The organism is Paraburkholderia edwinii (assembly GCF_019428685.1).
GTDB lineage: Bacteria > Pseudomonadota > Gammaproteobacteria > Burkholderiales > Burkholderiaceae > Paraburkholderia > Paraburkholderia edwinii.
This window is the reverse complement of record NZ_CP080096.1, coordinates 2,379,997-2,402,340: the sequence shown is the minus strand read 5'-3', so window position 1 is coordinate 2,402,340 and position 22,344 is coordinate 2,379,997. Positions and strand designations below refer to the sequence as shown.

Genomic DNA, 22,344 nt, shown 5'->3' with positions numbered 1-22,344 from the left:
CAGTTGCACTCAGCTTGTCCGTTGACGGACAGGGCAACGTGACGGTCCAGACTGGCGCAGATACGGGCGGCCTCACCGGATCGGTTTCAATCGGCGCAAATGGCACAGGCTCTCTGTCTTTCGGCGGTCAGTCAATTTTCAGTTTCGGCGCCGGCTCGGACATCAGCGTGAATGGTGGCACGATCACGGTAACGTCCAGCCCGTCGTCGACATGGTCCGACACCGCGCAGTTGGACCAGTCCGGTCTCCTGACGCAAACCTACAGCTCAACGAACTCGTCGGGCGAAGGGATCTCGCTCACCTACACTAGCGGCGGATCCAGCACAGCAACGGATGGCGGCATAGCGCAGTTGACGGGCGTGACGATCGACGGACAGCCGGTCGGCACGACCGGCAGCGATCCGCAGTCACAAGATATCTACTCCGGTGTTCAATCCACCGCTCAGGATATCGCGGCCACCGCCGCGGCTCTGGCTGGTTCCCTGCTGGGCGTCGACCAGGGCGCGATCGCATCGGGCAACCTGTCATTGGCGAGTGATCCCAATGGCATGGTCGCGGCGCTTTCGTCGCTCATCGGCAGCGCGGAAACGGACCTTGGCCTGTCGAACCTCATTCTCTCAATTGTCGATTCAACCCCGACCGACATCGTCGCGCTGGTGCCTCAGACCGCACCTGACATGTCCGGACCGGGCGATTTTAGCTACGACCCCGACTCGCCAACCGTGCCAGGGATTTCGGGCGGTACGGTAATCGTCAATAACGGCCCTTCAAGCGAGACCCTGGTTGGCGGGGCGGCGACATCGGTCACGGTGGATGGGCAAGTGTGGGACGCAACTCAGCCAGATGACACGCTGGGTGATGGGGGGGGCGAAGACTCCGACTTAAACCCGACTCTGGAGGACTTACTGTCAGCGATATTCTTTGGCAACCCACAGGCTGCCACTAGTTACTTCGATGCGCTAACAAATGTGGGAATGTTCCTCGGCGAGGGCACTGCAGCAGACCCGATCGTTTACGTTCCGTCATCAGCTTGGTCAAACCCGGACGGATCCATTACGATCGGCATTCCGGGGTTGAGTCCGGGCTCTGACGGCTCCGGCAACGGTGGAAATGGCGGCAATGGAAGCGGTAGCGGAGACGATGCGGGCGACAACGGCAGCATCGGTTCCGACGGCGGGATTTTTCTGGCGTCCGGCGGCGACGACGACGCGCCAACGACGATCATCATCTACGTCGATCCTCTTGTTCTGAGCTTTAACGGCCAGCCCATCAGCCTTCTGTCGCAGCAGGCGGCGCAAGCCGAATACGGGCCCCAGTGGAAGCCCACGTCGCCCGATACGGGCTGGGTCGGCCAAGGCACCGGCATTCTGGCGATCGATAACGACGGCGTGATAACCGTTCTGTCGAACTTCGCCGCGCTGGCCGCGCTCGACGTGAACCATGATGGCGTCGTCGACGCCTCCGATCCCGCCTACGCCAACCTCGGAATATGGGACGGTCTTACCGGTCCCGGCGGATTTGTTCTGCTGTCGTCGATCGGAATCCAGTCCATTGGCACAATCGCGACCGCCACGAACCAGACCGTCAACGGCAACAGCATTTCGGCGGTCGGAACCGTTACGTTCACTGGCGGCGCAACGGAGTCCATCGACGACGTTACCTTCACGGGCTCGGTTTCGCAGGTGAGCGAGCAGGGTCAGCAAGGTGAGTCATCGGCAGCGCTCGCCTTTTACTCACGAGTTCTCGAGTATCTGCCTGCCAAGGCCGAGGGCACCGCGCAGCAGATCGCGCAGACGGTAAGCAGCATGGCGACGTGGGCCTCCGATCTCGTCGCAGCCGAAAGCGCCGCTAACAGCGGCACAGACAGTAACATCAGCGCTCCCTCCACCGGTGGGCTCTACGGCATTGGCGGAGCTTTCGGCTTCATTGAAGGAGACACGATTGCCCATAGCGACGCAGGCAGTGAGGCTAACGCCGCTTCAAAGGGGTGGCTTGAGGATGTCAATGACATTACGATCGTCGGCGGCGACACGCTTGTCTACAACGAGCAGGATCCGACGTACGGCACCTTGCTCAACCTCGACTACGACCACGTCTACATGCTGACGTCGGGTGGCCAGATCGTGTATGACGACGCGGCAGCGGTTGCCGATGTCGACGCTGCCGCGAGTCCCGTCGCGCAGGTGCTGACAAGCATCGAGACCGCGGCGCTGGCCGTTCAGGCAGCCGCCACGGCGCAGAGCAACAGCGAGAGCGCTGCGATGGCGGCCGACACGGGCAACGCCGCGCTCGGATCGGCGTCCGACATAGGGGCGGCCGCGTCCGCGGTCGCGACCGAGCAGGCGTGGCTGACCGCGTTCACGTATCTGGCGACCACGCTGAACTGGTTGCCCGCCGCACAGCAGGCGCTCGACACGGCGGAGGCGGTCCTTCCGGAAATCGAGCTTCCGGCGGGCGCGCACTACCTGACGACTGCCGATGCGCAGGAGGCGGTGGGACTGCTGTCGGAGCAAAGCCAGCTCACGCAGTCTTTGGCGCAGGGCACGGCTGCATTCGAAACACTGCTCGCGGCGGTCGCGCAGGCGTGGAATGTGTCGCAAATGACGATCGCGTCGCCAGGCACATCCGTGCAGGCTCTCGGTGGCGACCTTGTACTCGCGGCCGCGGGGGCGGAGACAGTTCGCGACGGCGCGACGCCGAGCACCTATATCGTCCTGCCCGGCGCGCAGGTCACGATCAACAATTTCCACGCGGGCTTGAACGGCAGCCGGATCGACTTCCTGAGCCCCGGTTCGACGATGACCGTTACCGACGTAGCCGGTGGCACACAGATCCAGCTCGGCACCGCGACGGTCCTGCTGACGGGCGTGAGCGCCTCGTCGCTGTCGTACTTCGACAATATCGCGGGTGTGTCGGCCGTATCGGCGAACCTGAACGGCGCGACAATCAACCTCGCATCGAACGGCAGCATGATCGACGACGGCACGACCCATGTCGATACGCTGACGATGACCGGCTCAGCGGACACGCTGATCGCCAACAACGGCACCGACGTATTGACGGCGACAGGCTCGTCGAACGAGCTGATCGGCGGCAGCGGCGCCGACATGCTGAACGTTTCGGGTTCGGGCAACAGGCTCGTGGCTGGCTCAGGAACGACCGAACTGATGGTGAACGGCGCGGGCGCGAATAACGTTCTGGTGGGCGGTGCGGGCACAGATGAATTCGCGGCCAGTTCAGGCGAGCAGCAACAGGACACGCTGATCGCCACCACCGGCAACGATGTGATGCGTCTGACCGGAAACTCCAACACGCTGATTGCAGGCACCGGTATCGATGTGCTGTCCGTGATCGGCTCTTCGAATACGCTGATAGCAGGGAGCGGGGACGACCTGCTTTCTGTGGTCGGCGGCGGCAATCTGCTCGAAGGCGGGAGCTATCGGGCGGAACTGGTCAGCGATGCAAGCGGCAACACGCTTGTCGGCGGAACGGGCTTTACGCAGGCGTTCTATCTGGCAGACGACCTCGCCGTCGATCTGGTGGCCGGTAAGGCCTCGATCAACGACAGCGGCGTTGGCGACACGCTGATCGACATCGTCAATGCGGATGTGACCGGCAGCCACGACACGTTGATCGCCGGTGCCGCGAGCGGGACATTGTGGGCCGAGGGCCAGGCGGACACCGTGATCGCCGGAGCCGGAGACGACGTGCTGATAAGCGATATGGGCGGCAACACGCTTGTCGCAGGCAGCGGAACGGCAGAGGCGATCTACAGCTTTGACCATATCGATGTCGATCTTGCGACCGGTGTCGTATCGAACCTGGTCGGTGGCGGCACGAGCGATACGGTGATCGGCATCACGCAGGTGCGGGTAACGGGCGACGACGACGTGCTCGTCGGTACCACTAACGGCGCCGACTATCTCGCCGCGGTGGGCAGCAACGACACCCTGGTTGCGTCGGGATCGGGAAATACGCTGACGGGCGGGACGGCCGCAGTGTTCGTCGTCAATCAGGCGGGCGGCAACACGCTCACCTCGTCGGTCGGCCCGGCGACGGTGTCGTACGCCGCCGATGGCCTGACGATCGATCTGGCGAACGGTCTGGTCACGTCGAATGGAACCGGTCTGCAGGACACGTTAGCCGGAGCCTTCGGCATCGCGCAGGCGACCGGTAGCGCGGACACGCTGATCGGCGGGGCGGGTGCATCGACGCTCGCAAGCAGTCCGGCCGGCAACACGCTGATCGCGGGAACCGGGAAAACCGCTGCGTATTACGGCAGCGACGATATCACCGTCGACCTGGGCAGCGGCACCGCGCGTTCGAATACCGGCACGGCGGCAGAGGATGCGCTCGTGGGCATCGCTGACGTGATCGTCGCGGGTGCGGACGACACGCTGCTGTCGTCGGCTACCGGCGACGACACGCTCTCCGCGGCGGGCAAGAACGACACGCTGATCGCGCTTGGCGGGGGCAACACGCTCGCAGGCGGCAATTTTGCTTCGGACCTGATCGGCAACGCGACCGGCAATACGCTGATTGCCGGCGCCGGGGCAACGACAGTGACGTATGGCGACGGTGCAGTGGTCGATCTCGGCACGGGCATCGCGTCGATCGCCGGCTCTGCGACGCACGACGTGCTCTCCGGCATCATCATCGCGCAGGCGAGCGGCAGCCACGAAACGCTGATTGGTGCGAGCACGGCCACGACGCTGATCGGCGACGCGTCGCACAATACGCTCGTGTCGGGTACGGGCCACACCAATGTCGCCTATGAACAGGATGGGCTGACCGTCAATCTTGCGTCGGGTCAGGGGTACGCCAATAGCGGAAGTGCCGCGTCCGGCGACACGCTGATTGGCATTTCCACGGCCGTTGTCGCAGGCAACGACGATACGCTGATCGGCGCAAACGGTGACGTGTTGATCAATACCAGCGGCGAGAACGACACCTTGATCGCCACCGGTTCCGGAAACACGCTCGAAGGCGGAAGCGGCAGCTCGACGCTCATCAGCTTGATGGCCAACAATACGCTGATCGGCGGCACCGGCGTGACCGTCGCCGACTTCGACGCGAACGGCCTGTCTATCAGTCTGGTGTCCGGCAAGGTGAACGGCGCGGGCGCGAGCGGCGTGATCGAGGGAATCACGAACGTTCAGATCAACGGCAACAACAACACGCTGGTCGGCAGCGCGATCGACAGCGTGCTGAAGGCGAACGGCAACGACAACACGCTGATTTCGTCGCCGGGCGCCGGCGATCTGCTCGAGGCGCTCGACGGCGATAACAACACGCTGGTTGCAGTCGGACGCGGCCAGACGCTGGAAGGTGGTGCGGGCAGCACGACGCTCATTAGCGACGCGACCGGCAATACGCTGATCGGCGGCGCAGGGCGCACGGTTGCGTCGTATAGCGGCTCATCGATTACCGTCGATATGGAATCCGGAACGGCGATCGTCAACGGCCTCAGTTCCGGCGATACGCTGATCGGCATTACGGCGGTGAACGTCTCCGGCTTTGACGACACGCTGATCGGCTCCAGCAAGGGCGGCGAACAGCTGGGCGCAACCGGCATCGGCGATACGCTCGAGGCGAATGGCGGCGGCGACGTGCTCGTCGCCGGCACCGGCACATCGACGCTGGCGAGCAACGCGGCGGGTAATACGCTGATCGGCGGTGCAGGCGTCGCGACGGCGTATTACGGCGGCGACGACGTCATGGTCAATCTCGCCAGCGGCATGGCCGGCGTCGCCGGGTCCGGCATCACTGACACTCTTGTCAATATTCATGCGGCGCAGGCAGGCGGCAGCAATGACACGCTGTATGGCGGCGCCGGCGTCACGACGCTCGGCAGCAATGGTCAGGGGAACACACTGATTGCCGGGACAAACCGGACGGTCGTGTCATACGACGGATCGGGGGTGGCCGTTGATCTCGGCGAGGGCACCGCGACAGTGGACGGAGCGAGCACCGGCGACGTGCTGGTGGGCATCGCGGCGGGCAGCGTCGGCGGCACGAACGACACGCTGATCGGCGCTGCAAGCGGCGGCGACTTCCTTACGGCGACCGGCGCTCACGACACGGTAATCGCATATGGAAGCGGCAACACGCTCGAGGCCGGCAACGGTAACGACACGCTGATCACGAACGCGGCCGGCAATACGCTTGTCGGCGCTTTGGCCAGCACGGCGGCCATTTATGCGGGCAACGGTCTGACCGTCAACCTCGCGACCGGCATGGTGACGTCGGCGGGAAGCAGCAGCGGTTCCGTGGTCGGCGTCGCCGACGTGATCGCAACCGGCACCGGCGATGTGCTGATCGGCGGTAGTGGCAACGATACGCTTGTCGCTCAGGGCAGTCACGATGTGCTCGAAGGCGGCAGCGGCATCACGACGCTGATCGGCAGCGACAACAGCGATACGCTGATGGCGGGACCCGGGTTGAGCGTCGTCGACTACGCGGGCATTGGAACCACGGTCGATCTCAGTACGCAGCGAGTGTCTGAAAGCGGCGGAGGCGTTGTCGACACATTAGTCGGTGTCACAATTGCCGAGGCGTCCGGCAGCGGCGAAACGCTGATCGGCATCAACAGCGCAGACTCGACACTGGTCGGCGATGCGCTAGGCAATACGCTAATCGGCTATGAAACAGAGACGGTGCAGACGACGGCCTATTACGCAGGCAATGACCTCTACGCGACCAGCAACGCTGTTAAAAGTATCGGATCGGGTGTTGGAGACAGTCTGGTCGGAATCAACGTCCTGGAACTGGTGGGCGACAACGATACGCTGAATGGCAGTGGATCGATGACGGGTGACGATGACACGTTGATTGATGCCGGCAACAACTACGGTTACGAAGACTCGATCATTGGCGACCACAACACGCTCGTCACATCCGTCACTGGCGGTAGTGTGACCGGAAACAACAATACGGTGATCGGCTATGCGATCGTTTCAGGCGACGACAACGTCCTGATCGGTGGAGGCGAGGCGACGAGCGGGAACGGCAACACGATCATCGCGTCGGGATCGGGATTCGAGCAGCTCCTTGGAGGTAGTGGTACGACGACGCTGGTTGGCAGGGGTACGGGAGATTCTCTTCTTCGTGGAGGAAACGGACAAACGGTCGCGGCTTACGCGAGCGGTATGTTTGTCGACCTTGTCGACCAGTTGGCGGAGGCGTCGACGTTGTGGAAGGGCTCGAGGCCAGCTAGCGGACAGTATTATGGGGATACGCTCTATGGCATCGAGATTGGTCAGGCCGATGGTACCGGCAATACCCTGTACGCAGGGGAGAACCAGACAATAGGCAGTAACGGGCAGGGCAATACGCTGGTATCCGAACTGCTCATCACCGACTTCCCGTTCCCGAATACAGGCGAGTACGTCGGCGGGGAAGCGTACTTTTACGCCGACAACATGGTGGTCAACGGAGAAGTGGATAACAAGGATGACGGCCTGCCGACCGGCTATGCCTATTCAAGTTCGAATCCCTACGGCCCGGAAGACGCGATATATGGATATTTCGGAGCCTACGCAGTCACCGGAGACAACTCTACGTTGATGGGCGGCGATACGCTCATGGCGCTTGGTAACAACGATACGCTGATGACCGGTCGGGTAATGGAAGGCGGTGCCAACACGTCCACGCTGATCGGCACCGCGAGCACCGTTTTGGCAGGTGGAACGCTGATCGGCGGTACGGGACATACTGTTGCGACCTTCGCCGGCCCGAATACGATCGAACTCGCTGAAGGAATGGCCTGGTGGACCAACGGCGAGATCATCTACGACGAAACACTGACCAATATCACCATCACCGAAGCGACGGGCACGGGGACGACCTTTATCGGAAACACCGGCAACTCGACGCTGATTGGCAACCTGCAGGGCAACGAACTGGTCGCGGGGAGCGCGCGTACGGTTGCATACTACGCCGGGAAGAGTGTCGATGTGCTGCTGGGCGGTCCGGGTCAGAACGGCTCTGCCAGCTCGCTGCTCGAACCCGGCACGACATCGGACGTGCTGGTTGGCTTATCCGCTGCTGACGTGACCGGTCTCGACGACTACGTGCTTGGCTCGGCGTCTGGCGGCGACCTGCTGGTGGGAGAGGGCACCAGCGATACGATCGTCTCGAGAGGCACCGGCAATACGCTGCTTGCTTCCGGCGGAAGCGGTAACCGGCTGACCGGCAGCGGCAGCGACCTGCTCGAGATCACAGGTGGCGCAAATAATATTGTCGTGAGTGCGGGTAACAGCGTCCTGGAAGCGATCGGTGGCGCCAGTGACTCGCTGGTCGCGTCCCATAACGACACGCTCATTGGGGGAGCAGGAACGGCGGTGCTGGTCGGCAACCTCGAAGGAAACACGCTGATCGCGGGCTCGCGGCAGACGGAGGCGAATTTCAGTGGAACGGCAAATGTCGTGGTTGATCTTGCCACGGGGTTAGCGATTGCACCGGGAGGGGGGGCGGATACCCTGATCGGTTTTTCCAACGTAGCCATCGCGTCAGCTAACGGCACACTCATTGGCTCGAACAACGGCGGTGACTATCTGCAGGCATCGGGTCCGGGGACTATTGTGCTTGCAGCTGGCACGGACAACACACTGGCCGGCAGCACCCTGATCAGCAGTTCGATCGGCGGCAACACGTTGGTCGGTGGGACCTCCGGTCTTCTTCTGCGTTCCGCCGGCCTTGCGTATTACTCGGAAAGCTTCATGACGATCGACCTGAACGCGGGCATTGCATCGGGCTTCGGACGCGAGAACGATACGCTCATCAATGTGACTTCTGTCGAAACGACCGGCCAGGACGAAACGTTGATCGGAGGCAAGGCGCAGTCGACACTAATCAGTTCTCAGGTCGGCGGTAATACGCTGATCGCCGGCAAGGTCGCAACAGAAGCGTTCTATACCGAAAACCGCGTGGTCGTCGATCTCGCGCACGGCGTCGTCAGCGCTGCGCAGAGCGCGGATGATACGCTGGTGGGAACGTTCTCGATGGCGGGGGCCGGCGGAACGCACGATATTCTGATCGGCGGCGCCGGGCCAACCACTCTGACGAGCACCGGTGCGGATAACACGCTGATAGCAGGATCCGGCAAGACCACGCTGACGTCCACCGTCGCCGGCAATACGCTCGTCGCTGGCGCCGGTGCCACTTCGCTAAGCTATGTATCGAGCAAGCTGGTTATCGATCTTGCCGATGGTCTGGTTGAACTGGCCGGCGTCAGCGATACATTGTCCGGCGTATTCGCGGGCGCTACCGTGCAGGGTTCCAATAACACGCTGATCGGCGCACGAACAGGTTCTGATCAGTTGACGATTGCTGGTGCAGGCAGCGCAGACACCATCGTCTCGTACGGCGGCAATAACGTGCTAAGTGACGGTTCGGGCACTGGAACCCTTATAACCGAAAATGTCGGCGGCAATACGCTGACGGGAAGCGCCACGACAGTCGCGGATTTCGCCGCATCCAGCGTCACCGTCAATCTCGCGACGAAGCAGGCGAGCGTCGCGGGCAGTCCCGGGCTGGTGGATACGCTCGTCGGTATCACGATCGTCGAGGCCTCGGGCAGTCACGACACGCTGATCGGCACGACGACAGCGGGAACGCTGACTAGCGCCTTCAATAACGATACGCTGATAGCGGGCGGCAAACAGACCGAGGTGGAGTACTCGAACGCTGGCGTGGTAGTCGATCTGCGCAACGGCACGGCAAGCGAGGCGGGTGCGAGCGCGACTGATACGCTGATCGGCTTCACGAGTGCCATGGCGACCGGCGTCAACGATACGCTGATCGGTTCCGATACCGGAGGCGACACGCTGTTCGGCACGTTCGAAGGAAGCGACACGCTGGTCGGCGACCTGACCGGCAACACGCTTGTGAATGGCCTAGCGTATTTTGCAGAGTCAAATCTTACCGTGGCGCTCAATTCAGGCAGTACCACGGTGGCCACGGCAAAGGCCGTTGTCAACGGCGTCACGCGTTCGGATACGCTTGTGACCGTCTCCGAGATCGAGGTCGCAGGAAACGACGACACGGTGACGGCTACGCCCTATTCGCTCCTGATTGTCGCTACAGGCATCGGGGACACGCTGACGGCCAGCCAGAGCAACCTCGAAAGCGACGCGGAGGGCAACACACTGATCGCGTCCGGCGCGACACCTTCCGAGGTTACCGCGGAATACGGCGGAAACGGTGTCACCGTCAATCTCCAAGCGGGTACTGCAATCGCAACCGGAACATCGTTCGGCGACAAACTGATCGGAATTACCGACGGCATCGTGTTTGGAGAACATGACGTCGTGATCGCGGGAACAGTCGCTAACGCGGTATTGGAGTCGTCGGGCACGAACAACACGCTTGTTGCCGGAACAGGTGGGGGCGACCATCTCTACGACGCCGGACTAGGTTACGACTACTTCGACGTAGGACTTGGAGATGGATTGGTCACCATCTCCAATGGAGGGGAGACACTTGATCCTGCTCCCGTCAATGAACTCGATTTTGGCCCGGGTATTGCCGACAGTCAGCTCTGGCTTGCGCGATCCGGCAACGATCTGATGATCGACGTGTTGGGAACGACGACCCGTGTCGATCTTTCGAACTGGTTCACTTTCACGGGGAATCAACTGGCCAAAATCACCGCCGGCGGACTCGCCGTCGACAGTCAGATCAACCAGCTCGTTCAGGCGATGGCGACCTATTCCGCGAACACGCCAGGCTTCAATCCGGCAACCGCGACGCAAATGCCCGCCGACTCCGCGCTGGAAGGCGCGATTGCCGCGGCCTGGCACGCATGATCGGGGGCACGATGTCGACAATGGAGACCGTGGAAAACGGCGCAGCGAACGTCTCGCCACACGCTGCATCGGCGCAGGCGTTTCGCGGCGCGAAAGAGCTTCACGACAAGGGGAAGTTTGCCGAAGCCGAGACGCTGTTGCGCGACGCGATCGCGGCGGACCCGCATAACAGCGACTTGCGAAACGCACGCGGCGTGATGTTCGCCGCGATGAAACGCAATCTCGACGCGGTATGGTGCTATCGCGACGCGCTAGCCATCAATCCTCGCGCCGCCGGCATCTGGACCAATCTTGGCAATGCGCTGACATCGCTGAAGCATCTGAAGGGCGCGATTTACTGTCATCAGCGGGCAATCGCCCTTTCGCAGGGCGAGACGTCGCTGCTTCACCACAATCTCGGCACCGCGCTGGCTGAAGCGGGCATGCACGGCGAAGCCGTAGTTGCCTTTACCCGCGCGATCGAACAGCGCAAGCAGTACGATCTTGCGCGCTGGGACCGCGGTCGGAGCTATCTGTATCTCGGCAACTATCGACAGGCCTGGCCGGACTATGAAGTGAGGCTCGTGACCGGGCAATTGCCGAAGAAGGAATTGCCCGGCCGGCAGTGGAACGGCGAAGCGTATGCGGGCAAACGGCTAGTGCTCGTTGTCGAGCAGGGATTCGGCGACACGTTATGGGTCGCGCGTTATCTGCCGCGCGTGAAAGCGCTGGGCGGCGAACTGGTTATCGAATGCCAGGCTGAACTGATTTCGCTGATTGCGGCGATGGGCGTCGCCGATCGCCTGATCGCCCGTAATTCGCCGTTGCCGGCCGCGGATTTCTATTGCTATCTGTGCAGCCTGCCGGGGCTCTTCACGAACGATGTCAATTCGATACCCGCGGCGCCATATTTTTTTCCATCCGCCGATCGAGCGGCAAAGCTCGCGCCGTTGTTCGATCGTGCTCGTGGACGCCTGAAGGTCGGCATCGTCTGGTCCGGCAGCGTGACATTCAAGAAGAATCACGAACGCGCGCAGCCGCTGATGCGCTTTTTCCAGGCGTTTGCGTTACCTGGTGTCCAGCTATACAGCCTACAGAAGGGCCCTCGCACCAGCGAGCTCACGTCATTGCCGAAAGGCGGTCCGATCATCGATCTCGCGCCTCACCTTGAAGACTTCGCCGATACGGCCGCCGCGGTGTCGCAGCTCGATCTCGTGATCATGACCGACAGCGCGGTCGCGCATCTGGCCGGCGCAATGGGCAAGCCCGTCTGGGTATTGCTCGGCTATGTCGCGCATTGGCTATGGCTGGAGGGCCGCACGGACAGTCCGTGGTATCCGTCGATGCGCCTCTTCAGGCCGAGAGCCGAGGGTGACTGGGACCATGTCTTCGACTCAGCCTCAGTGGAACTGATGACGCTCGCGAAACTGTGAGTGCCGGCACGATCGCCGCGCAATTCGGCCGATGAACGCTTCTGACTACCGCAGCCTTGCTGCTTCGCAGACATCCCGTATGACAACCCGAACACTTGTGACAGGCGGCGCCGGATTTATCGGTTCGCATCTTTGTGATCGTCTGATAGCGGACGGTCACGACGTGACGGCACTCGACAACTTCTTCACCGGAAGCGAGGCAAATGTTGCTCATCTATATGGGCACGGGCGCTTCAGGCTCGTCCGTCACGATGTTTCAACGCCAGTCGATATCGAGGGAGTCGAGACGATCTACAACCTCGCCTGTCCGGCGTCTCCGGTCCACTACCAGCTCGACCCGGTCCAGACGGTGAAGTCGAACGTGCTAGGCGCAGTCAACATGCTCGACCTCGCACGGCGTACGAACGCGACAATCCTGCAGGCGTCGACAAGCGAGATATATGGCGATCCGGTCGTTCATCCGCAACCGGAGAGTTATCGCGGCAACGTGAACCCGATCGGCCCCAGGGCCTGTTACGACGAGGGCAAGCGTTGCGCTGAAACGCTATTTTTCGATTACCACCGTCAGCATGGCGTGCGCGTCAAGGTGCCGCGAATCTTCAACACCTATGGTCCCCGCATGAGCCCCAACGATGGGCGTGTCGTGTCGAACTTCATCGTACAGGCGCTCAACGGGGACGACATCACGATTTACGGAGACGGCAGTCAGACTCGCGCGTTCTGCTATGTGGACGATCTGATCGATGCGTTTGTGCTGCTGATGGAAGCGGCCGACGCGGTGACCGGCCCGATCAACATCGGCAATCCATACGAAGTCTCGGTGAAGGAACTCGCCGGGCTGATTCTCGAGATCACGGAGTCACGCTCGAAGCTCGTCTATACGGGGCTGCCCGTCGACGATCCGGTCCAGCGATGTCCGGATATTTCCCTCGCGCGCGATGTGCTCGGCTGGGAACCGAAAGTTTCGCTGCAGGAGGGGCTCTATCAAACGATCGAGTACTTCGAGCGGTCTTTGACGGTGACCTCGACGATGGGCGAAGGCTTCGGCGGCGGAGCATAAACGACGATGCGAATCCTTCTCGTGATGCCGCATTTCTTCGGCGAACCGATTCCCGACGCGACCAATCGTTCGCGGCTCGCCAGTGCAAGAGCGGAACGCCTGCGTGCCCTCGTCGCTTCGATCTGCGGCCCTCATCAGGCAATGGGCACCGGCACGTACGGTCTCGACCACGGACAGGCCCGCGCTCAACGAAGCCAAAGCGGGCAGCAGATCGATCTGGTTATCTGCACGACGCGCAATGCCCATCTTCTCGACGAGATTCGCGCGCTGCACACGCTGTTTCGACATCATCCGACCGACGCCGAGCCGATGATGCTGGGATTCGAATGCCATAAGGTCATGAAGACTGCGCGAGGACGCTACGACTACTACGGATTTATCGAAGACGACGTCGTGCTAACCGATCCGCTGTTTTTCCGCAAACGCCGGCTTTTCGATCAACACTTCGGTCCCGATGCGCTGCTGCAGCCGAACCGCTACGAGCTCTCGCCGAATGGCCCCGTGCACAAGCTGTACGTCGACTACCGTCTGAACCGCAAAGTCACCGAGCGCTATCAGGACATCGCGGACGTTCCATTGTTGCGGATGCCTTTTCTCGATGACGAGGTACCCTTTGAGCGGACGACCTATCCGTCGGCCGGATGTTTCTTTCTAAGTGCCGCGCAACTCGACCGGTGGGTCGACAGCCCCCATTTCCTGGACGGCGACGTCTCTTACCTGAGCGCACTGGATTCGGCAGTGACCCTGTCGGTGATGAAGGCGTTTCGCATCTACAAGCCGGTGCTCGAACACGGGTGGTTTCTCGAAGTACTGCATGCGTCTCCCCGCTGGATCGGCTCCGTGACGCGCATCGCCGCCGTCGCGCCTGTCACGGGCGAAGGCTAGACACCACAGTTTGTCGACGGCTATTCACAAGCAAAAAAGCTACGGGGTGAAAACATGATGGCGGCGCCGCAACAGGCTTCAGACGCTCCGCACGACGCCGGGCTCGCCGCGCTCGTGCTGATCGCGCGCTTTCACGGAGTCGCAACCGATGCAGCGCAGCTGCGTCACGCGGCTGCGCTGGAAAACGGCTATTTTTCCGCTGCGGACCTCGTGCGCAGTGCGCGGTCGATGGGCCTGAAGGCGCGTGTCGTGCCATTGCGGGTCGACCGGTTGAACAGGATGTCGCTGCCGGCGCTCGTGTTTGACCGGAACGACGCGCATTTTATTGTTGCCCGGGCGGATGGCGACAAGGTATTGATTCTCGAGCCCTCAGAGAGCGCGCCGAGACTGATCGAACGCGACGTCCTTGGTGAACGCGCAAGCGGCACCGTGATGCTGCTGGCCTCGCGTGCATCGCTATCCGGCGAATTCGCGCACTTCGATTTCTCGTGGTTCATTCCGGCTGTGGTCAAGTACCGGCGGCTGCTGATCGAAGTCCTGATGGTATCGATCGTGTTGCAGGTGTTCGGGCTGGTTTCGCCGCTGATGTTCCAGGTTGTGATGGACAAGGTGCTCGTCAACCGCGCATTCAGCACGCTCAATGTGGTCTGCATCGCACTGCTGGTCTCCGGCCTATTCGAAGCGCTGCTGACAGGGCTGCGCAATTATGTTCTCTCACACACGACCAACCGCATGGATGTCGAGCTGGGCGCACGCCTGTTCCGGCATCTGCTTGCGTTGCCCGTTGCCTACTTCAAGAGCCGGCGAGTCGGCGAAACGGTTGCAAGGGTGCGTGAGCTCGAAAACATCCGCAGCTTTCTGACCGGCCAGGCACTCACGGCGGTGATCGACCTGCTGTTCTCGATCGTGTTTATCGCCGTGATGTGTCTGTACAGCGTATGGCTGACGCTTATCGTTGTCGTGTCGCTGCCGGTCTATGCGGCGATCTCGATGGGGCTCACGCCCATGTTGCGTACGCGGCTCAACGAGAAGTTCGCGCGCGGCGCCGATAACCAGTCTTTCCTTGTCGAAGCGGTTTCGGGAGCGGAAACGGTCAAATCGATGGCGCTCGAACCGCAGTTCACGCGCCGTTGGGATACGCAACTTGCCGCGTATGTTTCCACAAGCTTCCGCGCGAGTGCGCTCGGTAACGTGGGACAGCAACTGATCCAGCTGGTAGGCAAGCTGGTGACGGTCGCGACGCTGTATCTGGGCGCAAAGCTCGTGATCGAAAGCCGGCTCACGGTCGGAGAACTGATCGCGTTCAACATGATGTCGCAGCGCGTTGCCGCGCCCGTGCTGCGGCTCGCGCAGCTTTGGCAGGACTTCCAGCAGGTGGGTATCTCGATGGGCCGTCTCGGCGATATCCTGAATACTCGGACTGAGCTTTCCGCAAGTCGTCAGGCCGGCCCCGCTGTCAAGGGCGAAATCAGTTTCGAGGACGTACGTTTTCGCTATCGGACGGACGGCCCGCTGATTCTTGACGGCATCACACTAACGATACGCCCGGGTGAGGTCATCGGTATCGTGGGGCGATCGGGGTCCGGCAAGAGCACGTTGACCAAGCTGCTGCAGCGGCTTTATGTGCCGGAATATGGCCGCGTGAAAATCGACGGCATGGATCTGCTGCTGGCGGATCCGGCCTGGCTGCGCCGGCAGATCGGCGTGGTGTTGCAGGAAAACCTGCTCTTTAACCGGTCGATACGCGAGAACATCGCAGTGACGGACCCGGGCCTGTCGCTTGAAGCGGTGATTCAGGCGGCACAACTCGCCGGTGCGCATGACTTCATCACCGAACTTGCCGAAGGCTACGACACCGTCGTCGGAGAACATGGCTCGACCCTATCGGGAGGACAGAGGCAGCGTATTGCGATTGCCCGCGCGCTCGTCACCAATCCCCGCATCCTGATTTTCGACGAAGCGACGAGCGCGCTCGACTTCGAAACGGAGCGTGTCATACAGAACAATATGCGCTCGATGTGTGCAGGCCGCACCGTGATTATCATTGCTCACCGTCTGACCGCGGTGCGCGACGCGAACCAGATTATCGCGCTCGACAGGGGGAGAGTCGTGGAAAGTGGTGCGCATGCGGAACTGCTCGGAAAGGGCGGCTACTACGCGCACCTTGTGTCGCTTCAGAACGGGTGAGCCTCATGTATTCACATCGTCTTGAAGCATTATTCGCGCTCTGTTCGCGCTATGCGACGGTTTTTCGATCGGCCTGGACGAATCGTGCACAACTCGACTCCCCCATCCGCCTGAGGCACGAGTTGCAGTTCCTGCCCGGCCATCTGGAACTGGTGGAAACGCCGGTGCATCCCGCGCCCAGATGGACGATGCGCATCATCGTCGTTCTCGTAGCGGCAATCGTGATCATCGCGGTGTTCGGCAAGCTCGACATCGTCGCGATTGCAAAGGGGAAGCTTGCGCCGGACGCTCACGTAAAGGTTGTGCAACCTGCCATGACAGGGGTGGTTCGGCGTATTGCGGTTCGGGACGGACAGCGCGTCATAGCGGGACAACTGCTGATGGAACTCGATACTACGCAGGCGGCGGCCGATGCCGACAAGGCGCGCAAATCCAGAATTGAGGCAGCGCTTGCGATGGCTCGTGCCAGTGCGCTGCTATCCGCGCAGGAGCAGGGCGTTGCTCCACGCGTGGCGCTGGTCGAGGGCGCGTCGACCGACGACCAGCAGCAGATCCAGTACTACGCGAATGGCCAGTACAGGGAGTTTCAGGACAAGTACCTGAGTTCGCGAAACGAGTGGCTCAAACGCGAGGCGGAACTGGACGGCACGAGGCAGGAGATTGCCAAACTGCAATCGACCGCGCCGCTCGCGCGGCAGCAGGCCGACAACTACAAGGGGCTGGTGGCGGGCAAGTACGTCGCCGCGAACGACTACCTGGACAAGGAAAGGACCGCGCTCGAGCAGGAACACGAACTTGCCGCACAGCAGGCGCACGCACGAGAACTGGCCGCTGGCATCGCGGAGCAGCGCGCGGATATGGAGTCCATTGCATCCCAGTTTCGCAGGGAGCAGCTCGATGCCTACGACAAGGCGCGTCAGCAACGCGTGCAGAGCGAGGACGATGAGACGAAGGCGAACACGCGACAGAAGCTGCTCAGTCTGACCGCGCCTGTGTCGGGTACGGTGCAGCAGCTGAACACGCATACGGTCGGAGGCGTCGTGACGACCGCGCAATCGCTGATGGAAATCGTCCCGGACGACGCGGTGGAAGTCGAGGCGAACATCGAGAACAAGGATATCGGCTTTGTCGAGGTCGGGCAGACTGCGATCGTCAAGATCGAGACGTTTCCGTATTCGCAGTACGGCTACCTGACCGGCAAGGTGATTTCCGTATCCAACGATGCAACGCAGGACCGCAAACTGGGGCTGACGTTTCCGGCGCGCGTGCGGTTGCCGTCGAACCGTTTTCGGGTCGACAACCGGTGGGTGAATCTGACGCCGGGCATGGAGGTGACAGTCGAGATCAGGACAGGAAAGCGCACCGTCGCGCAATACTTTCTGGGGCCACTGGTGCGCACTTCGTCGGAGAGTTTTCGTGAGCGGTAGAAGCGATGGGGCGATCAGGCATGAATGGAGGAGGACGCGCCGCTACATGCTGCCATGCGTCTGCCTTGCCTGGGTGGTAGCGGCGCACGCTCAGGAATTCGACGTATTCCGCACGCAGCGCAATGTTAGCCCGACTGCCGCCGGCCACCTTCTGGACGGCACCGTGGCGGGTATGCCGTGCACGTTCGGTGGCGTGGGCTCCCCGCTGGCACTCGGCGAAGCGGTCGAGCGCGCGCTGTGCGGCAATCCTAAGACACGAGAGGCGTGGGCGAACGTCAAGGTCCAGGCGGCCGCGGTCGGCGCCGGAAAAGGTGCCTATCTGCCAACCCTGTCGGCGACCTGGCAGGGCGTGCGGGACGATTCGGTGACGAACGTCACGGGGCATCCCGAACTGAGTTCGGCCAATCGGACCGCAGTCCGGTCTGAAACGGTGTCGGCGAACTGGGTGCTATGGGACTTTGGCGGACGGAGCGCTGCGCTGCGAAATGCGACGGAATTGCTCGCGGCGTCGCGGGCGAATCAGGAGGCCACATTGCAGGACACTTTCGCGAATGTCGCGAAAGACTATTATGCGGCGCAGGCAGCGTGGGGAGCACTCGATGCAGCGCGACAGACCGAGACGCTGGCGCATGGAAGCTTTGTTGCAGCTTCGGAGCGTGTGGGTAAGGGGATAGCGCCGGTCAGCGATCAACTTCAGGCCCAGACGTCGTATGTTCAGGCGGTCTCCGCGCGGTCGAAAGCCGAAGGAGACCTCGCTACGGCCGTTGGCACGCTAGCGAGTGATATGGATCTACCACCGTCGACGGCACTGATTTTGCCCGCCGTTGTTGATGGTGTCATGCCAGATTCGTCGTTTAACGAATCAGTCGACGATCTCATCGACGATGCCGAGCGCATGCATCCGAGTTTGCTCGCGGCACGTGCTCAAGCCGATGCGGCAAGCGCGAAGGCAGATCAGACGCGCGCGGAGGGCTTGCCGAGTGTGAGCCTGGTTGCAAAATACAGTGCAAACAATCAACCAGCCTCACTCGGTTTGGGTATTCCGGAGTTTCCCGCGACGGGCCACGACTGGTTCATCGGTGTCCAGGTCAGTATTCCGATCTTCGAAGGCTTTGTCCGGAACTACCAGGTCATGCAAGCTCAGGCACAGGCAGAAGTGCAGCGCGAGACGGTCAACGAGGTGGCGCAACACGTCGCGCTTGATGTCTGGACGAGTTACCAGACGCTTCAGACCGGCATTCAGAATGTGACCAATTCAGCCGAGTTGTTCGAGGTCTCAACCCGTTCGTTTGAAGCGGCGCAGCATCGGTATTCAGCGGGTGTGGGCAATATCCTGGAACTGTTGAATGCGCAATCGGCACTGGCGGATGCACGCAAGCAGAGAATCCAGGCGCTGACGGACTGGCGTAATGATCGGCTGCAGCTGGCGGGGAAGCTGGGGCGTCTGGGTATGTCAGATGTCACAGACGTATCTCAATAGCGCCAGGCACAGGACAACCATGGTGACATGAAGTATGCCGCATGCTGTGCGGATGTCCAACGACTCGATTACGCCCCACAACAGACATTCGTCGGATTTTCGACGAATGTCCGAGAAGGGTCGTGAACAGCCCATTGCCTGGATCTCGTAACGGCCCATTTGCTGTATTCGTGTTCTGCGCGTACGAGGCCATCGTACTGAAAGGCTATCGATTGCCCGCTTCTCAGCAAGGTCATGCCAAATGCCCTGCGCGCTTTCACAAGTCGCGTGCAATGCATTCGTAATGCACTTCGTCCTGCCGAAAATCGAACAGTGTGACGGGCGAGTTATCGCTTCTACGACACGGTTGCCTGGCAGCGGTCTGCAGATGCTGGATGCATCGAACCGCAGTCGGGCTCGTGATATCACCGGAGGTGACCGCTTGTTAGTCTAAAGAAGTCCAAGGCAGCCCCCGCGCACAATCGCTTGGCTCTAGCAGCAGACCTTCGAACTTCACTGTGAATAACGGAGCACAATACAAAAGCAAATTAACATCAGTGACTCGGTTAAAAAGGGGAAATCGGATTCGAGACGGCTTATGCGCTGTGGTTATGGACATAGGTGATGTTCCCTGAATACGACCATCCGCAGACGCACCGCACGAACCGCTTGTCCTATCGCCCCCACTGCCTGCAGCCGCATAAAGTTATTCGATTGTTTGTCGATAGAACAGCGGGGAAGTTGCGCCTCGCGCTGACCCGGCGTACGTGCCGAAACCGGATCAACAGAAAAAGAGCCGGTCGAACGAGACTGCTGCAAAAAACGCTGCAAAAAACCAGAGAGAGCCGATGACTGGTGTCTACAACCCGCTGCTGGTCTGCCTTTCCTTAGTCGTCGCATTCCTTGCTTCTTACACGGCCGTCGAGCTGTCGGGTGGCCTGAATGCGCTCGCCAGCACAAGACGGAAGCCGCTATGGCTCATCGGTGGCGCGCTATCCATGGGCGTCGGCATCTGGTCGATGCACTTCATCGGCATGCTCGCTTTCTCGCTACCGGTCGCCGTCGGCTACGATTTCCCCACCACCGCGGCATCGCTATTTCTTGCAATCAGTGTGTCGCTGATCGCGCTTGCTACCGCGAGCCGAGGCGCGCTTTCGCACACGCGTCTTTGCGTCGCCGGGACGATCATGGGGGTCGGCGTGGCCGCGATGCACTTCACCGGCATGCACGCGATGCAAATGTCCCCGGAAATCGAGTACACCGATTGGAAAGTGATGCTCTCGGTGGGCGTGGCGATCGCTGCCTCGATAGCGGCGCTGTGGCTTGCCTTCACGCTGCGCACGCCGGATGTGGAGAATCTCGTCATCAAGCGGCTCGGCGCGGCTTGCATCATGGCGCTCGCGATCACGGGCATGCACTATCTGGGCATGAGCGCCGCCAACTTCGCCGCGGGCAGCGTTTGCCTCTCGGGCGACAAGCTTGATGCGAACTGGCTCGCGCTCGTCGTCACGGCGACATCATTCATCATGCTGGTCGGCACGCTTGCCTTGCTCGGCTTCCACACGAGCAGTCTATCCATCTCGCTTAAGCGCGCGAACCGCCAACTGCATTATCTGGGTACGCACGACGCATTAACGAATCTCCCCAACCGCCAGCAGCTTTCGTTGCGTATCGCGCAGTCAGTGGCGGAATGCGCGCGCACGGAATCGCTGTTTGCCGTGATTTTCATCGACCTCGACGGCTTCAAGTCAATCAACGATTCGCTCGGACACGGCGTGGGCGACGACTTGCTGCAAGTGTGCGCCGAACGTCTGCGCCAGAATTTGCATCCGGCCGACATGGTTGCCCGGCTCGGCGGGGATGAATTCGTCATCGTCCTCGATGATCGGGGCGCGGCATCGTCCGCCGAAGCGGTCGCCCATGACGTGCTGCGACGACTGAGCGAGGAGATCGTTGTCAACGAATTGCCGCTGCGTGTGAGTGCGAGCATCGGCATCGCGTTTTACCCTCGTGACGGCAGCAATGCCGACGAACTTCTGCATAGCGCGGACGCCGCGATGTACGCCGCGAAGCAGAATGGACGCAACACATTCCGCGTGTTCGAGCCGCAAATGAATCACACGGCGCTCAGGTCGCTGACCCTGCAACGCGACCTCCATCGTGCGTTGAGCGATGGCGAACTGAGCGTGTCGTTCCAGCCGAAGTTCAGCGTCGTATCGCAATCGGTGACGGGCGTCGAGGCGCTGATCCGCTGGCATCATCCGGATCTCGGAGAGATCCCGCCGCTTGAATTTATCCCTATCGCGGAACGCTCGGGCCTCATCGTCGAGATCGGCGACTGGGTGCTCCGCGAGGTCTGTCGCAACATCGCCCTATGGGACGCGCAAGGGCTCCCCGCGATTTCTGTGGCGGTGAATCTTTCTCCGGTCCAGTTCAACGTGCCAGACCTGGTAGACAGGATCGACGCGCTGATCGGCGCGGCCGGTGTCGATCCGTGCCGCTTGATGTTCGAGATCACGGAAACGACGGCCATGCAGAGCATCGAGAAGACGAGCAGTACGATCGAAGCCCTGCAGTCGCGCGGTTATACCATCGCCATGGACGACTTTGGCACCGGGTATTCGAGTCTCGGCTATCTGCAGCGCTTCAGGTTCGACCAGATCAAGATCGACGGGTCGTTCACGCGCGATCTCGATACGGGCGGCCGGCGCGGCAGCGCATTACTGTCCGCTATCGTGACACTCGCGCGCGCGTTGCAGATCGACGTCGTCGCGGAGGGCGTCGAGTCGGAGTCGCAAGTCCGCACGCTCAGCGACCTTTCCTGCGATCAGATGCAGGGCTTCCTGTTGAGTCGGCCGTTGCCTGCCGCAGAATGTCTTGAATTCCTGCGTCGTGCCGCGGACCGGATCGTCGCGACTGACGGTCCGCCGCCACGTTCGCAGGGTAAGGTGGGCGACGTGGTCATCCGTCCTTTTCCGATGTCGATATCCTCAGGCGTTTTGGGGGCGGAGTGACGCACAATCTCTGCTCGGGCAGGGCAGAACAGGCAACGCTATGGCCGCTCGCGAGGTCGGGATTGAACGGGTAGGGCAGAATACGATTGCGC

8 protein-coding genes are annotated in these 22,344 nt (G+C 61.4%); all 8 read left to right on the top strand.

Annotation, left to right across the window (positions count from 1 at the left end; genetic code table 11):
- Nucleotides 1-38: 38 nt before the first annotated feature.
- The 8 genes from KZJ38_RS32325 to KZJ38_RS32290 all read left to right on the top strand — a co-directional run bounded on the left by KZJ38_RS32325 (nt 39) and on the right by KZJ38_RS32290 (nt 22,252).
- On the top strand, nt 39-10,808 hold the full coding sequence (locus tag KZJ38_RS32325; RefSeq protein ID WP_219801111.1) for a beta strand repeat-containing protein: 10,770 nt from the start codon (nt 39-41) through the stop codon (nt 10,806-10,808).
- Between the two features lie 20 nt (nt 10,809-10,828).
- Nucleotides 10,829-12,220 carry a tetratricopeptide repeat protein gene (locus KZJ38_RS32320; RefSeq protein WP_219801110.1) on the top strand — a complete coding sequence of 464 codons (1,392 nt, stop codon included), beginning with the start codon at nt 10,829-10,831 and terminating at the stop codon, nt 12,218-12,220.
- 79 nt (nt 12,221-12,299) lie between these two features.
- A complete protein-coding gene (locus KZJ38_RS32315; RefSeq protein ID WP_219801109.1) occupies nt 12,300-13,280 on the top strand; it encodes a UDP-glucuronic acid decarboxylase family protein in 981 nt (326 codons plus the stop codon).
- Between the two features lie 6 nt (nt 13,281-13,286).
- The gene (locus KZJ38_RS32310; RefSeq protein WP_219801108.1) at nt 13,287-14,165 is read left to right on the top strand and encodes a hypothetical protein; all 879 of its coding nucleotides are present in this window, start codon (nt 13,287-13,289) and stop codon (nt 14,163-14,165) included.
- Nucleotides 14,166-14,219: 54 nt separating this feature from the next.
- On the top strand, nt 14,220-16,352 hold the full coding sequence (locus tag KZJ38_RS32305) for a type I secretion system permease/ATPase (protein WP_281425845.1): 2,133 nt from the start codon (nt 14,220-14,222) through the stop codon (nt 16,350-16,352).
- A gap of 5 nt (nt 16,353-16,357) precedes the next feature.
- Nucleotides 16,358-17,779 carry an HlyD family type I secretion periplasmic adaptor subunit gene (locus KZJ38_RS32300; protein ID WP_219801107.1) on the top strand — a complete coding sequence of 474 codons (1,422 nt, stop codon included), beginning with the start codon at nt 16,358-16,360 and terminating at the stop codon, nt 17,777-17,779.
- A gap of 46 nt (nt 17,780-17,825) precedes the next feature.
- Nucleotides 17,826-19,259 carry a TolC family protein gene (locus KZJ38_RS32295; protein WP_219801106.1) on the top strand — a complete coding sequence of 478 codons (1,434 nt, stop codon included), beginning with the start codon at nt 17,826-17,828 and terminating at the stop codon, nt 19,257-19,259.
- A gap of 827 nt (nt 19,260-20,086) precedes the next feature.
- Nucleotides 20,087-22,252 (top strand): putative bifunctional diguanylate cyclase/phosphodiesterase, encoded by a 2,166-nt coding sequence (locus KZJ38_RS32290; protein ID WP_219801105.1) that lies wholly within the window; start codon nt 20,087-20,089, stop codon nt 22,250-22,252.
- The last annotated feature ends 92 nt before the right edge of the window (nt 22,253-22,344 follow it).

Bases quoted from the DNA above. Each gene is read 5' to 3' on its own strand.
- KZJ38_RS32320 (WP_219801110.1), top strand. From the start codon at position 10,829: ATGGAGACCGTGGAAAACGGCGCAGCGAACGTCTCGCCACACGCTGCA.
- KZJ38_RS32315 (WP_219801109.1), top strand. From the start codon at position 12,300: ATGACAACCCGAACACTTGTGACAGGCGGCGCCGGATTTATCGGTTCG.
- KZJ38_RS32310 (WP_219801108.1), top strand. From the start codon at position 13,287: ATGCGAATCCTTCTCGTGATGCCGCATTTCTTCGGCGAACCGATTCCC.
- KZJ38_RS32305 (WP_281425845.1), top strand. From the start codon at position 14,220: ATGATGGCGGCGCCGCAACAGGCTTCAGACGCTCCGCACGACGCCGGG.
- KZJ38_RS32300 (WP_219801107.1), top strand. From the start codon at position 16,358: ATGTATTCACATCGTCTTGAAGCATTATTCGCGCTCTGTTCGCGCTAT.
- KZJ38_RS32295 (WP_219801106.1), top strand. From the start codon at position 17,826: ATGCTGCCATGCGTCTGCCTTGCCTGGGTGGTAGCGGCGCACGCTCAG.
- KZJ38_RS32290 (WP_219801105.1), top strand. From the start codon at position 20,087: ATGACTGGTGTCTACAACCCGCTGCTGGTCTGCCTTTCCTTAGTCGTC.